The following is a 14,446-nucleotide window of genomic DNA, read 5'->3' as shown; positions in this document are numbered from 1 at the left end:
AGAGGATTTGAATATTTTCGAATCGCCTCTCATGCCCCAGTTATGTTGGGAGCTGTATTTTTATGAATATTAATCGGCAAGTGCAGTAGCAAAATGTTATAGGTGACTGTAATACCTGACAGTGCCGAGTTCTGTTTGTGTGTATTAGATTTTAGGTGTGGGCTGAATAAGGGCTTTTATTGTGTAAGTTGCTGTCAGCTTAATTCTTGTCGATCAGTCTGGTTATAGTGCTGGATTGAAGGGAGTGTATGTCATGTCTAATGCGCGTGTTGCGGCGTTGAAGGTCGTGGGTCTACTGCTAACTGGTTTTGCGCTATCTGTCGGTGCTACAACTGAAACTTTTACTCAAAGTGGGAGTTTCAATGTTCCCTACGATGTGACGCGTATCAAGTTCACTGTTATAGGCGCAGGTGGTGGCGGTGGTGGCGGTGGAGGAGCTTATGATGGTTATGTGCTCAACGGACGTGGAGCAGGCGGCGGAGGCGGTGGAGGTGGCGCCAATTTGGAGTGTGATTCCTCCGTTCCGGCAGGTGGGCAATTGACAATCGAAATCGGTACCGGGGGGGCGGGAGGAAGCGCTGGCGCTCTGAGTCAGGGCGGCGGATCAGGAGGCAACGGAGAAACCACTAACGTCAATTTTCCGTACGGAGGTGGAGTATGGGCCGGAGGAGGGGCCGGTGGAGGTGGTGGCAGTGCCGGGGGCGTGCCCAGCAATACCCCTGGCAGCGCTGGGTATGGGGCGGATCAACCGAGGGTTACAGGCTGTGTTAATGGCAAGGTAGGATTTCAGGGGAAACCTGGAGGGTCCCAAGGGGGGAGCGAAACCGGTGGTGCAGGCGGGGCGGCCGGAGCGACGATTCCTTCTTCTTGCGGCAATGCTGGTATGGGCGGTTCGGGGGGAACTGGAGGTACTATCAATACGAGCAGCCAAACGGGGCATGGTGGACTTGCGGGCAATAAAGGCTCGGATGGTTGTGTGGTCCTCGAATATTGAATTTCTGGTGCTGTTGACTACCTGGTGTTGTGTGTTAACAAATACCATCCCGTTTTGACTATGGCTGTTGCCGTCATGCTGGGTCTAAGCCTCTCGTTATAATGAGTCACGACCCGTCGTGACACCTTGCCTGGCGGCAATCGCTATTTTTAGGAAAGACACTTTATTTACAGGAGTCGGGCGTTGGAATGAAACTTTAGTTAATGTGAAGAGGGTATTCATTAAGGCGTAAACCAAAGCGAGTACCCGTCGATTGTATGGTGATAAGACGCCCACCGCGTGAGGTTCTCAGAAATATCCTGTTAACGATGGAGGAACAGTGTGCGAGCCCGCTAGGATGCTTTTACTGTTTAACGGCTCAACAACGAAGCCGTCCCTGCACCACCAAACAACCCGGCACTGATGCGATTGAACCAGCTCTGGCCCTTGCCCGTTCGCAAGTACCTCGCCGCACCGTGGGCGCCGAGGCCGTAGGCCAGCTTGCAGAGCAGGTCCAGGAGGGTCCAGGTGACGATCATCACCAGCAGTTGCGGCAGGAACGGTTGTTCGGCGCTGAGGAATTGTGGCAGGAATGCGGCGAAGAACAGGATGTCCTTGGGGTTGCTGGCGCCCAGTACGAACGCTCGGCCGAACAGCGCGCGGAAACGCGGAACGGCAGCAGCCTGGGGAACCTCGGCCCCTTGGGACGGCTGGCGCGATTGCTGCCAGCTCTGCCAGGCCAGGTAGAACAGGTACAGTGCGCCGACGATTTTCAAGGCACTGAACAGTTGTTCCGAAGCCAGCAACAACGCACCGAGTCCCAGCGCCGATGCGCTCAACAGACAGATAGAGGCACTCACCCCGCCCAGGAAGGCGGGGTACGAGCGACGCAGGCCATAGTTCAGGCTGTTGCCGATCATCAACAGCGACAGCGGGCCCGGAATGAGGATCACCACCAGGGCGGCACCGCTGAACAACAGCCAGGTTTCCAGATTCATTGCTTTGCTCCTGATATACAAAAGCCCCACCCGAAGGGGTGAGGCGGGTGGATCGATGTATCGCCTACAGGAAAATGAACTTGGCGATGAAAATCGCGCAGAGCGCCCACAGGCTGACTGAAATGTCCTTGTGTTTACCGGTGCAGGCCTTGAGCACCACATAGGTGATGAAACCCAACGCGATGCCGTCGGCGACCGAAAAGGTCAGGGGCATCATGATGGCGGTCACGATGGCCGGGATGCTGTCGGTCGGTTCGTCCCATTCGATATGGGCCATACCGCCCATCATCAGCATGGCGACATAGATCAACGCTCCGGCGGTGGCGTAGGCAGGAATCATCCCGGCCAGCGGCGCGAAGAACATCGCGGCAATAAATAGCACGCCGACGGTCACCGCGGTAAGCCCCGTCCGGCCACCGGCCGCCACGCCGGCGGCGCTTTCCACGTAGCTGGTCACCGGCGGCACGCCGACCATGGCGCCAAATACACTGGAAGCGCTATCGGCCTTCAGGGCGCGGGACAGGTTCTCGATCCGGCCATCGGCCTTCACCAGGCCGGCGCGTTGGGCGACGCCCATCAAGGTGCCGGCAGTGTCGAACATGTGCACAAACAGGAAGGCCAGCACCACGCTGATCATACTGACGTTGAACACGCCGGCCACGTCCATTGCCATCCAGGTCGGCGCCAGGCTCGGCGGTGTCGACATGACCCCGTTGTACTGCACCAGCCCCAGGCCCCAGCCGGCCAGGGTCACGGCGATGATGCTGATCAGGATCGCGCCGAACACGCGGTGGTAGCTGAGCACGGCGATCATCAGGAAGCACACCGCGGCCAACAACGGACCGGGTTCACGCAACGAGCCGAGCTTGATCAGGGTGGCGGGGCTGTCCACCACGATCCCGGCGGTCTTCAGGCCGATCAGTCCCAGGAACAACCCCACCCCCGCACCCATGGCGAACCGCAGGCTCACTGGAATGCTGTTGAGCAGCCATTCCCGGATGCGTGACAACGTCAGCACCATGAACAGCACACCGGAAATGAACACCGCGCCCAAGGCGGTTTCCCAGTTGTAGCCCATGGTGCCGACCACGGTGTAGGTGAAGAACGCGTTCAAGCCCATGCCCGGGGCCAGGCCCACCGGCCAGTTGGCGTAGAGGCCCATCAGCAGGCATCCCAGGGCGGCGGCGATGCAGGTGGCGACGAAGGCCGCGCCATGGTCGATCCCGGCATCGGCCATGATGTTGGGATTGACGAAGATGATATAGGCCATGGTGATGAAGGTGGTCAGGCCGGCAATCAACTCGGTCTTGACCGTGGTGCCATGCAAGCTGAGTTTGAAGAGGCGATCCAGCCAGCCACTGCGTAGGGGCGGCGAAAGGTCTAGCGTCCGGGCGTCGGGTTTGCGGCTTTCCACAGCGAGTACTCCTCAAGAGTTTTATTTTTATTTCCAGCTCCGCAGGCCCTGGAGGGTGGTTGCGCAGCGTTGAGGCAGGTAAGGCTGGCGACGTTTGTTGACCTGTTGGTCAGGAACTCGCACGAGGCGAATTATGCTTTTGTATACAAATAAAGCAAATAATGTTTTCTATGTTGTCGACGAAAAATCGGACGATAGGGATATATCGCTGGAAAAACAGCAAGCCCGCCCCGCAACGAGAGATGGATATGACGAGAGGCTTGCATGCGCCGCCAAGCCTCTTGGTAGCGGTCTTCGTGCGAAGGCATTGACGCAGGCGATGGGAATTTGCCTCAGTCGCCAGACTTGCCCAACGCCATATTCACCGCCAACCACCCGTCCACCGCCGCCTCCCCAGCCTCGGCAAACACCCGCTCCAGCAGTTTCACCTGTTCACGCCGCAACGCCTGTTCGAACCGCTCACCTTCGGCGGTCAGCTCCAGCAGCCGCTTACGCTTGTCGGTCTGCGAGGCGACGCTGTTCACCAGGTGCATCTCCATCAACTGCCGCAATGGCATGTTCAGGGCCTGTTTGCTCACCCCAAGCAATCCCAGCAGTTCTTTCACGCTCAGTGTCGGGTAGCGGGCGATGAAAAAGACGATCCGCTGATGCACCCGGCTCAAGCCACGTCGTTCGAGCATCTCGTCAGCCTTGGCGGTGAACGCCTGGTAGCCGAAGAAGAACGCTTCCATGGCCATTTGCTGGGAAGTCGGGTTTTTAAGGTCAAGCATATTGACGTATCCAGAAAGGTCGGGGTAATTTCGGTCAAGCAGTTTGACTTATTTCCCTAACACCTCGCTACAGGGTGATCCCATGGCTTTTTCCGAACGTGTCTCGCGCCTCAAAAGTTCGTTGATCCGAGAAATCCTCGCCGCGGCCCAGCGCCCTGAAGTGATGTCGTTCGCCGGTGGCCTGCCGGCCGAAGCCATGTTGCCGAAGGTGGAGTGGGAGGCCATGCCGTCGGCCATGGGTCAATATGGCATGAGCGAAGGGGAGCCGGCCCTGCGTGAGGCCCTGGCGGCCCAGGCGCGGTCGTTGGGCCTGGCCTGTGAAGCGAGCCAGGTGCTGGTGGTCAGCGGTTCCCAGCAGACCCTCGACCTGGCGGCGAAACTGCACATCGATGTCGGTACCGAAGTCATGCTGGAGGCGCCGACCTACCTGGCGGCGTTGCAGATCTTCCAGTTGTTCGGCGCCGATTGCATCACCGTACCGTTGCAGGCCGATGGTCCGGACCTGCAGCAGTTGCGGGCACGGCTGGAGCGGCATCGACCGGCATTCATCTACCTGATTCCCACTTTCCAGAACCCTTCGGCGGTGCGCTACAGCGAGGCCAAGCGCGATGCGGTGGCGGCGCTCCTGGATGAATTCGGCGTGACCTTGATCGAAGACGAACCCTACCGCGAACTGACGTTCGACGGTGCTAGCGCCACGCCGATTGTCAGTCGCCTGAAAAAGGCCAGCTGGATCTACACCGGCACGGTGTCGAAGACCCTGCTTCCCGGGCTGCGGGTGGGCTACCTGATCGCCAGCCCGGACCTGTTCCCGCATCTGCTGCGGCTCAAGCAGTCGGCGGACCTGCACACCAATCGCATCGGACAATGGCAGGCCTTGCAGTGGATCGGCAGCGAGAAGTACCAGCGGCATCTTGGCGTGTTGAGGGATTTCTACCGGGATCGTCGCGACCGTTTCGAAGCGGGCCTGCAAAAACACTTTGGCGACATCGCGGATTGGAACGTGCCCCAGGGCGGGCTGTTTTTCTGGCTGACCCTGAGGCAGCCCCTCGACACCCGCACCTTGCTCGCCGCCGCGCTGGCGGCCGACGTCGCGTTCATGCCGGGGGAGCCGTTCTTTCCCGAGCCGGACAAGCACCCGGGACACTTGCGCTTGAACTTCAGCCACATCGACCCGACCCGCCTGGATGAAGGGCTCAAGCGGCTGGCGGGGGTGCTGCGGCAGGCTCTGGCGGCAAAGGCGGCCTGAGGTGGGAGCATTTGCGCTGATCTTGCTGGCCACTTCGCAGGCAAACCCCACATAGGTTGCATGGGACTCTGTGGGAGCGGGTTGCCCGTCCCCAGGCTAGCGAAAACTCAGACCACCGAGAAGCGCTTGTCCAGGTAATCGATGATCACCTTGGACTCATACATCCAGGTGGTCTCGCCATTTTCTTCAATACGCAGGCACGGCACCTTGATCCTGCCGCCTTGCTCCAGCAGCGTCTGGCGATCCTGGGCGTTGTTCTTCGCATCGCGCAGGGCCACCGGTACGTTGAGGCGGTGCAGGGTACGGCGGGTCTTCACGCAGAACGGGCAAGCATGGAACTGGTACAGCGTCAGGCTGCGTGCCGCCTGGTCCACTTGCGCCTGGGCCTCGGCCGAACGCCGCTTCTTGGCGGGACGGGTGATGAAATCGATGAAGATGATGAGCTGGCCCAGGCCAACCCGAAGCGCTTTGACGATCACGTGACAAGCCTCACGGCAGGGAAGAAGAGGGGGCGCAGCTTACCTGATTTTTCGCGGACGAAAAAAAACCGGCGATCACTGCCGGTTTTTTTCGTGAGACGGATTACTTGATGAGGCTGAGGAATTCGCTGCGGGTCGCGGCGTTTTCCCGGAACTCGCCCAGCATCACTGAGGTGATCATGGAAGAATTCTGCTTTTCCACACCACGCATCATCATGCACATGTGCTTGGCCTCGATCACCACGGCCACGCCCAGGGCACCGGTCACCTGCTGGACCGCGTCGGCGATCTGGCGGCTGAGGTTTTCCTGGATCTGCAGGCGACGCGCATACATGTCGACGATGCGCGCCACCTTCGACAGCCCCAGCACCTTGCCGCTGGGGATGTAGGCGACGTGGGCCTTGCCGATGAATGGCAGCAAGTGATGCTCGCACAGCGAGTACAGCTCGATGTCCTTGACCAGCACCATTTCGCTGTTGTCGGAGCTGAACAAGGCTCCATTGGTGACCTCTTCGAGGGTCTGTCCATAACCGCGGCAGAGGTACTGCATGGCCTTGGCAGCGCGCTTGGGCGTGTCGAGCAGGCCCTCGCGGGAGACGTCCTCGCCCAGTTGGCCGAGAATCGCGGTGTAATTCTGTTCCAGAGACATGAAACTACCTGTGGGATTTTACGCAAAGGGCAAGGGTACGGTGGCGGACACGGCGCTGCAAGCTCGGCAATCGAGGGCTACTCGTCGCGGCCTTCCATCATGGTGCGCTTGAGCATCACGTACACCGCCCCGGCGCCGCCGTGTTTCGCCTGGCAGGACGTGAAGCCCAGTACTTGCGGGTGCTGGCGCAGCCAGGTGTTGACGTGGCTCTTGATCATTGGCCGCTTGCCGTCCAGGCGCACGGCCTTGCCGTGGGTGACGCGTACGCAGCGGATTTCGAACCGGGTGGCCTCGGCCAGGAAGGCCCAGAGGGTTTCCCGAGCTTTTTCGACGCTCATGCCGTGCAGGTCGAGGCTGCCTTCGAAGGGGATCTGGCCGGCCTTCAGCTTGCGCATCTGGCTTTCCTGGACGCCATCGCGGGCCCACATCAATTCGTCTTCCGGCCCGACGTCGATCACGAACTGATCGGACAAACCGTCCACGGTGGTGGCGTCGGCGCGTACGGTGGCGGCCTGGCGCAGCTTGGCGATCTGGGCGCGATCGGTCTTGGGTTTGCCGGTTTCGGCGCGATCGTGCTTGATCGGTTTTACGCCCTGGATCGCACTCTTGAACAGGGAAAAGTCGTCGTCTTGCATGTCAGCCTCCGCGAAGGCCGGCCAGTTTACCCAAGTCCGGCGGGATCGGGCGCGAGAAAAACGTCGGGCGGTGGTTCAGTCGTGTTTTTTCATCAGGTGGGGAGCCATGGCCAGCTCCAGGGATTGGCGGGCGCGACGGCGGCAGCGGCGCCAGAGCCAGATGCCCAGCAGCAGCACCAGCAGGCCGACCGCCAGGATGATCGCCGAGCCCAGGGGGGTGGCGTTCAGCTCGCCCAGTGCGGGCGGGCGTCCCAGCAGGCTGGCGGCACCGGCCATGGCCAGCAGCACACCGAGTGTTGCCAGCAGCGCAGCGATCGCCGCGCCGAAACGAAATCGCCAGTTGCTCGGGCCCTTGGGCCGCAGGCGACGTGCGTCAAAACCATCGGATAACTTCATTCCGACCTTCCTCAATGGGTATCGGCCCTTCGACCGGAAGATGTTCGGGTTGTTCCTGAGGCCTGGCGAGTGAGTGGCTTTTGCGGATGAGCGGCGGAACAGGGCCGCTCATCGAGGCAGGGTCAGATAAGGTCCTGGGTCAGGGCCAGGGTGGCGAAGTTGTCCGCCATGATCGCCATTTCGGTCTGGTGCACGTGTTCGGCGCTGAGGACGGTGCCCTTGTGCGGCAGGTCGCGGGTGGCGCAGGCGTCTTCCACCAGCGTGCAGCGAAAGCCCAGGTTCTTGGCGGCGCGTACCGTGGTGCTGACGCTGGAGTGGCTCATGAATCCGCAGACGATCAGGTCGAGGGGGCCGAGCTCTTCCAGGCGTTTCTTCAGGTCCGTGCCGTGGAATGCGCTGGGCAGCAGCTTGCCGATGACGATCTCGTCACCCTCAGGTTCCAGGCCCGGAATGAACTCGCCGCGTTCGCCCTGGGGGTCGAACAGCCCGCCGTGGGTGCCCAGGTGGCGCACATGCACGATCGGTCGACCGGCGGCACGGGCCGCACCGAGCAATTGCTTGATGTTCGCGACCGCTGCATCCATGCCGCTCAGGGCCAGGGGGCCGGCGAGGTATTCCTTCTGGGCATCGATGATGATCAGGGTCGCTTGACTCAGGTTGGCCGCCGCGTAACCACGGCCACTGAGTTGAAACATCGTTTTTGGAACGGACATTCTGGGGCTCCTTCGAGTGGGGCTTTTGCGACATTCTCCTCTGGCTGAGCGGTTCTGTGAATCGCTTCCATCGCAAGGGCCGCCGTTGCTGGCCTACAGCCTTGTCAAGATGCCTGTATTGTTCAATGGGGGCACTCGAAAAACGGAAGGATCCTACAATCTCTTCGGGAATTTCAGTGGTCCCCGAGGCGGGTTTGGGCTGGGACGTGTTTGGCTGTTAGACTCGCCCGTCGTTTTTTCTGGAGTTTGCCGCCGTGATCACTTCCCGCCTTCGTACCCTGCGCGACCATATCCGTTGGGCCGTCAGCCGTTTCCACGGGGAGGATCTGTTTTTCGGCCATGGCACCGACAACGCCTGGGACGAAGCCCGGCAACTGGTGTTGGGGGCATTGCATCTGCCTTGGGAAATCTCCGACAGCTACCTGGACTGCCGCCTCGAAGACGAAGAGCTGGTCCATGTACAACGCCTGCTGCATCGGCGTATCGCCGAGCGCATCCCGGCGGCCTACCTGCTGGGCGAAGCCTGGTTCTGCGGGATGTCTTTCATTGTCGACGAGCGCGTGCTCATTCCGCGCTCCCCCATCGGCGAGCTGATCGAAAAACGCTTCGAGCCCTGGCTGGGCCAGGAACCGACACGGATTCTCGACCTTTGCACCGGTTCCGGCTGCATCGGCATCGCCTGTGCCCAGGAATTTCCCGAGGCCGAAGTGGTGCTGGCCGACCTGTCGTTCGAGGCGTTGGAAGTGGCCAACCAGAACATCGAGCGCCATGTCGTCGACGAGCGGGTCTTCACGGTCCAGGGCGATGGTTTCGATGGCCTGCCGGGGCAGCGCTTCGACCTGATCGTGTCGAACCCGCCCTATGTCGATGCGCAAGACTTCGCCGACATGCCCCAGGAATACCAGCATGAGCCGGAGCTGGGCCTGGCCTGCGGCGATGATGGCCTGAACCTGGTCCGCCGGATGCTGGCCGAGGCGGCCGATCATCTGACCGAAAAAGGGCTGTTGATCGTCGAGGTGGGCAACAGCCAGGTGCACGTCGAGGCACTCTACCCGGAAGTGGATTTCGCCTGGCTGGAGTTCGAGCGGGGCGGCCATGGCGTGTTCATGCTCAGCGCCGAACAGTGCCGCCAGCATCAGGCGTTGTTTGCTTCGCGGGTTTGACCCGAGTGAGCTGACGGAACTGTCCTTGTGGTGAGGGGATAAATCCCCTCGCCACGGGGTTATGTTTCAAGCGGCCCTCAATCAGTGCCGCGTCGCAATCCAGATCAGCAACCCCGCCTGGAACATGGCGAAAGCCACCAGGCAGGTGATGGTGAAGCGCAGGCCGGTGTCTTCGCGCTTGAACTTGCTGACCCTCTCTTCCTGCTGCTTGATCTTGACTTCCTGTTCCGCCAGGTTCTGCTCGGCTTGCTGCAGCATCTGCGCGGCTTCCAGGATGGTCACGAACTGCAGCTTCTCGGTGTTCCAGTCTCCCACCAGGTCGCCGACCTGGACGGCCTTGACGCTGCCCTTGAGGTGCTGGGCGTCGGCGTAGACCACCTCTAAACCCTGGGCCTTGAGGAAGTGATCGCGGCGCAGGCGGGTGTCTTCGTTCAGCGCGTCCTTGTTGTTCAGGTCGGTGCCTTCCACCCGATAGCTCGACCAGCGCTTCTTGGCCCAGGCAATACCCTGGGCCGCGAGGAAGCGGCCAATGCCACGATTCATCGGCTCGACCTGCAGGCTCTCCGGGGAAAAATGCAGGCGTTTTTCCACGTGGTCGGCCCAGACGTCCAGGTGGTTCTGTTCCTTGCGCACCCGCTGGCCCGGCAACTGGATGCTCATGCGCAGCAGGCTGCGCTCCTTGCTGTGCCGCTCGGCATAGCTGAATTCGACGAACCGCAATGGCCGCGCACCCGTGGCGCGATCGGTCTTGAGCGGTGCCAGCCGGAGCATCTTGTGGTGTTCGGCCTGCACGTCCGCCCAGGGCAGCTCCGCGCTTGGCGGGGCAGCGGTCTCGGCGGTGGTGTCGGGTGAAGTTTCAGTTTCAGTCATAGCGGCAAAATCCTGTCCAGGCCGGCTCCTCGGCAGCCAATGCGCTGTCCGACACCGGTTTATCGGCCGTTTTTGCCAGGACTGGAGCGTTAATCGCTTAACGGGAAGTGATCGAGTCGATAAAACCCACGATCCGGATGCCCAGTTCCGCTGCCAGGGGCAGGTTGGGGTCCTTGTAGGATTGCAGTTGGCGTCTCTCATCGTTGGGCACGATGCGCAGCACATGATTCATGCCATTGACCAGCGCCAGCTCGGCGTCGGGCTTGGCGGCCTTCAACTGCCTGGCGTCATCGACACCGACCTGAATGTCGTGAGTGCCCTGGACGATCAGCGCCGGCATCTTCAGTGCGGCGAAAGCCTGGGCCGGATCCTGGCGGAACAGCGAGATCAGGTACGGCTGGACGCTGGGGCGGAAGATGAACTGCAGTTGTGGCGGCACATTCAGGTCGACTCGACCGCCCTTGAGGCTGTCGAGCAGCTCGTTGCTGCGTAGCATCAGGGGAGGCGGCAGGCGGCTGCCCAGTTGTTGGCGAAGCACCTGGTCGATCGGCCGGGCACTGCCGCCCACTGAAACCACCGCCACCGCGCTGGCCTGGGGAGCGGCGAGACTGGCGATCAAGGCACCCTCGCTGTGCCCAAGCAGGACCAGCGGCCCCAAGCGCGGATCGGCGGCGAGCTTGCGACTCCAGGCCACGGCATCGGCCACGTAGGCTTCGACGCTCAGGTTGCGTTCATCCGCAGTGGCGGCCAGGCTGGCGGCCACCCCGCGCTTGTCGTAGCGCACACTGGCGATATTGTGCCTGGCCAGCACCCAGGCCAGGCGCTTGAGGCTGTCGTTGCGCCCGCCTTCGGGGTTGTTGCCGTCGCGATCCGTGGGGCCGGAGCCGGAGATGATCAGGACAACCGGCACGGGCGTATCGGCCTTGGGCAACAACAAGGTGCCGAACAGCTCACCGTTGCCCGTGTCGAGGCTGATGGGGCGTTGCAGGACCGTGGCCTGGGCCAAGCCGCAAAACAGGCAAGTGAACAGGGTGAGGCTCAGGGCAAGCAGGTTTAACATCATCACGCCATTAGTTGCGAAGGTGCCGGTTGGACTGACGGGCCTCGATAAGGTTCGAGGATGAACTACGCAGGGAGCCTGCGTATACTGGCGTCCATCACGAATCCAAGGTTGAGTCTCTCAGCGATTTCACGGAGCACCCTGCATGTCCGGCAATACCTACGGCAAGCTGTTCACTGTCACCACCGCGGGCGAAAGCCATGGCCCGGCGTTGGTCGCCATTGTCGACGGCTGCCCGCCGGGCCTGGAGATTTCCCTGGAAGACCTGCAGCGTGACCTGGACCGCCGCAAGCCGGGCACCAGCCGCCATACGACCCAACGCCAGGAAGCCGATGAAGTCGAAATCCTCTCCGGGGTGTTCGAAGGTCGCACCACCGGCTGCGCCATCGGCCTGCTGATCCGCAACACCGACCAGAAATCCAAGGACTACTCGGCCATCAAGGACCTGTTCCGGCCGGCCCACGCCGACTACACCTACCACCACAAGTACGGTGAGCGCGACTACCGTGGCGGCGGTCGCAGTTCGGCCCGGGAAACCGCCATGCGCGTGGCGGCCGGGGCGATTGCCAAGAAATACCTGGCCAGCCAGGGCATCGTGATCCGCGGCTACATGAGCCAGCTGGGGCCCATCGAGATTCCGTTCAAGACCTGGGACTCGGTGGAGCAGAACGCCTTCTTCAGCCCTGACCCGGACAAGGTGCCGGAGCTCGAGGCCTACATGGACCAGCTGCGTCGGGACCAGGACTCGGTCGGTGCGAAGATCACCGTGGTGGCCGAAGGCGTGATGCCCGGCCTCGGCGAGCCGATCTTCGACCGTCTCGACGCGGAACTGGCCCATGCGTTGATGAGCATCAACGCGGTGAAAGGGGTGGAGATCGGCGCCGGTTTCGCCTGCATCGCCCAACGTGGCACCGAGCACCGTGACGAGCTGACGCCGCAGGGTTTCCTGAGCAACAATGCGGGTGGCATCCTCGGCGGCATTTCCTCGGGCCAGCCGATCGTGGCGCACCTGGCGCTGAAGCCCACGTCCAGTATCACCACCCCGGGGCGCTCCATCGACATCCACGGCAATCCGGTGGACGTGATCACCAAGGGCCGTCACGACCCCTGTGTCGGCATTCGGGCTACGCCAATCGCCGAGGCGATGATGGCGATCGTGCTGATGGACCACCTGCTGCGTCATCGCGGCCAGAACGCCGGCGTGCGGGTCGCCACGCCGGCGCTGGGTCAGCTTTGATGGCTGGCCTGCCGACCGCCGTGGCCTGACGACCGTGGCGGCACTGCCGTACTGGCGGCTCTCCAGTTTCTATCTGTTCTATTTCGCGCTGCTCGGTTCGACGGCGCCGTTCCTGGCGCTGTATTTCGATCATCTGGGTTTCAATGCGGCGCGCATCGGCGAGCTGGTGGCGATTCCCATGCTGATGCGCTGCGTGGCGCCGAATATCTGGGGCTGGCTGGGGGACTACACCGGCCAGCGCCTGGCAATCGTGCGTTTCGGCGCGATCTGCACGCTGCTGACCTTTTCCCTGATCTTCATCGACAAGAGCTATGCCTGGCTGGCGATGGTGATGGCGCTGCATGCCTTCTTCTGGCATGCGGTGTTGCCCCAGTTCGAGGTCATTACCCTGGCTCATCTGGGGGGCCAGGCCTCGCGCTACAGCCAGGTTCGCCTGTGGGGCTCCATCGGCTTCATCATCGCGGTGGTGGCCCTGGGGCGGCTGCTCGAATGGCTGAGCCTGGACATCTATCCGGTGGCGCTGGTGCTGATCATGGGCGGCATCGTGTTCGCCAGTTTCTGGGTGCCCAACGCCCAGCCGGTGCAGGGGCCCCGGGTGGCGGGGGATGGTTTCCTGCGCCAACTGCGCAACCCGGGCGTCTTGGCGTTCTATGCCTGCGTCGGCCTGATGCAGGTGAGCCATGGGCCGTATTACACCTTCCTGACCCTGCACCTGGAACACCTGGGCTACAGTCGCGGCCTGATCGGCGTGCTCTGGGCCGTGGGCGTGGTAGCCGAAGTCTTGATGTTCCTGTTGATGAGCCGGATCCTCGCGCGCTTTTCCGTGCGTCGTGTGCTGCTGGCGAGTTTCCTGTTGGCGGCATTGCGCTGGGTGCTGCTGGGATCGCTGGCCGAGTTCCTCTGGGTGCTGCTGTTTGCCCAGGTGCTGCATGCCGCCACCTTTGGCAGCTTCCATGCCGCCGCCATCCATTTCGTGCAACGTAGCTTCGGCCCACGCCAGCAAGGCCAGGGTCAGGCGCTGTACGCAGCGCTGGCTGGCACGGGTGGGGCGCTGGGTGCGTTGTATTCCGGCTACAGCTGGAATGCCCTGGGCGCCAGTTGGACATTCAATATCGCCAGCCTCGCGGCCTTTGCGGCAGCAGTCCTCATTGCCATTCGCATGAAAGAGGACAGGCCATGAGCCTTCGAACCGTTAATTTGCTGGAGCCACAGTCATGAGCAGCCTGTCCGTTTATCACCTCTCAAGCCCCGACATCCCGAACAAGGTGCTGACCCACTTCGAAGATATCGCCGCGACCCTGGCCGAAAAGGGCGTTCGCTTCGAGCGTTGGCAAGCCGCCACGAAGATCCAGCCTGACGCGACCCACGACGAGATCATCGCGGCCTACCGGCCCCGGATCGAGCAGTGGATGGGTGAGGAGGGATTGTGTGAGGTCGAGGTCATCAGCTTGGATAACGACCATCCGCAAAAAGACGAAGTCCGCGCCCGGCTCCTCGAAGAGCACCACTACGAACAGGACGAAGTCCGTTTTTTCTTGGCCGGTCGTGGCCTGTTCAGCCTGCACATGGACGATTACATCTACGCCGTGCTGTGTGAAAAGAACGACCTGATCTCGGTGCCCGCCGGCACGTCTCACTGGTTCGACATGGGGGAGCAACCGTATTACGTGACTCTTCGCCTGTTCAAAGATCAGGAAAAGCGCGCCGCCCGGTTCACCGGCAATGACATTGCCAGCCGTTTCCCACGGCTCGAGGACTGACGCGGCGCCTTGAGCGTGCCAGGAAAAACGAAGCGGGCTTGTTGGCAAAAGCGCGGTGTCGGCCAGTATTCAACTGACTG

The 14,446-nt window shown here is 61.7% G+C and carries 15 protein-coding genes; 5 read left to right on the top strand and 10 right to left on the bottom strand.

Annotated elements, in window-relative coordinates; genetic code table 11:
* Positions 1-1,344 precede the first annotated feature (1,344 nt).
* The 3 genes from AC1M7R_RS03925 to AC1M7R_RS03915 all read right to left on the bottom strand — a co-directional run bounded on the left by AC1M7R_RS03925 (position 1,345) and on the right by AC1M7R_RS03915 (position 4,155).
* A complete protein-coding gene (locus AC1M7R_RS03925) occupies positions 1,345-1,971 on the bottom strand; it encodes a LysE family translocator (RefSeq protein WP_072393850.1) in 627 nt (208 codons plus the stop codon).
* Between the two features lie 64 nt (positions 1,972-2,035).
* Positions 2,036-3,385 carry an NCS2 family permease gene (locus tag AC1M7R_RS03920; RefSeq protein WP_072393848.1) on the bottom strand — a complete coding sequence of 450 codons (1,350 nt, stop codon included), beginning with the start codon at positions 3,383-3,385 and terminating at the stop codon, positions 2,036-2,038.
* A gap of 332 nt (positions 3,386-3,717) precedes the next feature.
* Positions 3,718-4,155, bottom strand: a complete 438-nt coding sequence (locus tag AC1M7R_RS03915; protein ID WP_072393846.1) for a MarR family winged helix-turn-helix transcriptional regulator — start codon at positions 4,153-4,155, stop codon at positions 3,718-3,720.
* A gap of 82 nt (positions 4,156-4,237) precedes the next feature.
* Here AC1M7R_RS03915 and AC1M7R_RS03910 point away from each other — a divergent pair, with 82 nt between their 5' ends.
* A complete protein-coding gene (locus tag AC1M7R_RS03910) occupies positions 4,238-5,404 on the top strand; it encodes an aminotransferase-like domain-containing protein (protein ID WP_490610249.1) in 1,167 nt (388 codons plus the stop codon).
* A gap of 107 nt (positions 5,405-5,511) precedes the next feature.
* Here the strand turns inward: AC1M7R_RS03910 and AC1M7R_RS03905 are convergent, their stop codons facing one another.
* The 5 genes from AC1M7R_RS03905 to AC1M7R_RS03885 all read right to left on the bottom strand — a co-directional run bounded on the left by AC1M7R_RS03905 (position 5,512) and on the right by AC1M7R_RS03885 (position 8,276).
* Positions 5,512-5,883: a glutathione S-transferase N-terminal domain-containing protein gene (locus tag AC1M7R_RS03905; RefSeq protein ID WP_072393841.1), complete on the bottom strand. Its 372-nt coding sequence runs from the start codon at positions 5,881-5,883 to the stop codon at positions 5,512-5,514.
* A 103-nt stretch (positions 5,884-5,986) separates the two neighbouring features.
* Positions 5,987-6,532, bottom strand: coding sequence for a GTP cyclohydrolase I FolE (folE, locus tag AC1M7R_RS03900; RefSeq protein ID WP_072431607.1), 546 nt, complete (start codon positions 6,530-6,532; stop codon positions 5,987-5,989).
* Between the two features lie 77 nt (positions 6,533-6,609).
* Positions 6,610-7,167: a Smr/MutS family protein gene (locus AC1M7R_RS03895; protein ID WP_072393683.1), complete on the bottom strand. Its 558-nt coding sequence runs from the start codon at positions 7,165-7,167 to the stop codon at positions 6,610-6,612.
* A 75-nt stretch (positions 7,168-7,242) separates the two neighbouring features.
* The gene (locus tag AC1M7R_RS03890) at positions 7,243-7,563 is read right to left on the bottom strand and encodes a hypothetical protein (protein WP_072393681.1); all 321 of its coding nucleotides are present in this window, start codon (positions 7,561-7,563) and stop codon (positions 7,243-7,245) included.
* Between the two features lie 122 nt (positions 7,564-7,685).
* Positions 7,686-8,276 (bottom strand): cysteine hydrolase family protein, encoded by a 591-nt coding sequence (locus AC1M7R_RS03885; RefSeq protein WP_072393679.1) that lies wholly within the window; start codon positions 8,274-8,276, stop codon positions 7,686-7,688.
* 254 nt (positions 8,277-8,530) lie between these two features.
* On the opposite strand from AC1M7R_RS03885, the gene prmB reads away from it, so the two are divergent.
* Positions 8,531-9,439: a 50S ribosomal protein L3 N(5)-glutamine methyltransferase gene (prmB, locus tag AC1M7R_RS03880; RefSeq protein ID WP_072393677.1), complete on the top strand. Its 909-nt coding sequence runs from the start codon at positions 8,531-8,533 to the stop codon at positions 9,437-9,439.
* Positions 9,440-9,520: 81 nt separating this feature from the next.
* Here the strand turns inward: prmB and AC1M7R_RS03875 are convergent, their stop codons facing one another.
* Entirely contained in the window at positions 9,521-10,309 is a 789-nt protein-coding gene (locus tag AC1M7R_RS03875; RefSeq protein WP_165887335.1) for a hypothetical protein, read from the bottom strand.
* A 97-nt stretch (positions 10,310-10,406) separates the two neighbouring features.
* On the bottom strand, positions 10,407-11,372 hold the full coding sequence (locus AC1M7R_RS03870; RefSeq protein ID WP_072459317.1) for an alpha/beta hydrolase: 966 nt from the start codon (positions 11,370-11,372) through the stop codon (positions 10,407-10,409).
* Positions 11,373-11,514: 142 nt separating this feature from the next.
* Between AC1M7R_RS03870 and aroC the strand changes: the two genes are divergently transcribed.
* The 3 genes from aroC to AC1M7R_RS03855 are packed head-to-tail and all read left to right on the top strand — an operon-like array spanning position 11,515 to position 14,366.
* Complete coding sequence (gene aroC / locus AC1M7R_RS03865) at positions 11,515-12,606, top strand: chorismate synthase (RefSeq protein WP_072431604.1); 1,092 nt, start codon at positions 11,515-11,517, stop codon at positions 12,604-12,606.
* A 34-nt stretch (positions 12,607-12,640) separates the two neighbouring features.
* Positions 12,641-13,786 (top strand): MFS transporter, encoded by a 1,146-nt coding sequence (locus AC1M7R_RS03860; protein WP_072431603.1) that lies wholly within the window; start codon positions 12,641-12,643, stop codon positions 13,784-13,786.
* 34 nt (positions 13,787-13,820) lie between these two features.
* Positions 13,821-14,366 carry a 1,2-dihydroxy-3-keto-5-methylthiopentene dioxygenase gene (locus AC1M7R_RS03855; RefSeq protein ID WP_072431602.1) on the top strand — a complete coding sequence of 182 codons (546 nt, stop codon included), beginning with the start codon at positions 13,821-13,823 and terminating at the stop codon, positions 14,364-14,366.
* Positions 14,367-14,446: the final 80 nt, after the last annotated feature.

This window comes from Pseudomonas sp. MS01C9 (genome assembly GCF_058202755.1).
This window is presented reverse-complemented; position numbering and strand designations above follow the sequence as displayed.

What these genes read in the sequence shown, in the direction of transcription:
- AC1M7R_RS03895 (WP_072393683.1), bottom strand. Translation starts at nt 7,167, where the DNA reads ATGCAAGACGACGACTTTTCCCTGTTCAAGAGTGCGATCCAGGGCGTA.
- AC1M7R_RS03875 (WP_165887335.1), bottom strand. Translation starts at nt 10,309, where the DNA reads ATGACTGAAACTGAAACTTCACCCGACACCACCGCCGAGACCGCTGCC.
- AC1M7R_RS03915 (WP_072393846.1), bottom strand. Translation starts at nt 4,155, where the DNA reads ATGCTTGACCTTAAAAACCCGACTTCCCAGCAAATGGCCATGGAAGCG.
- AC1M7R_RS03890 (WP_072393681.1), bottom strand. Translation starts at nt 7,563, where the DNA reads ATGAAGTTATCCGATGGTTTTGACGCACGTCGCCTGCGGCCCAAGGGC.
- folE (WP_072431607.1), bottom strand. Translation starts at nt 6,532, where the DNA reads ATGTCTCTGGAACAGAATTACACCGCGATTCTCGGCCAACTGGGCGAG.
- AC1M7R_RS03925 (WP_072393850.1), bottom strand. Translation starts at nt 1,971, where the DNA reads ATGAATCTGGAAACCTGGCTGTTGTTCAGCGGTGCCGCCCTGGTGGTG.
- AC1M7R_RS03910 (WP_490610249.1), top strand. Translation starts at nt 4,238, where the DNA reads ATGGCTTTTTCCGAACGTGTCTCGCGCCTCAAAAGTTCGTTGATCCGA.
- AC1M7R_RS03855 (WP_072431602.1), top strand. Translation starts at nt 13,821, where the DNA reads ATGAGCAGCCTGTCCGTTTATCACCTCTCAAGCCCCGACATCCCGAAC.
- AC1M7R_RS03870 (WP_072459317.1), bottom strand. Translation starts at nt 11,372, where the DNA reads ATGATGTTAAACCTGCTTGCCCTGAGCCTCACCCTGTTCACTTGCCTG.
- AC1M7R_RS03885 (WP_072393679.1), bottom strand. Translation starts at nt 8,276, where the DNA reads ATGTCCGTTCCAAAAACGATGTTTCAACTCAGTGGCCGTGGTTACGCG.
- aroC (WP_072431604.1), top strand. Translation starts at nt 11,515, where the DNA reads ATGTCCGGCAATACCTACGGCAAGCTGTTCACTGTCACCACCGCGGGC.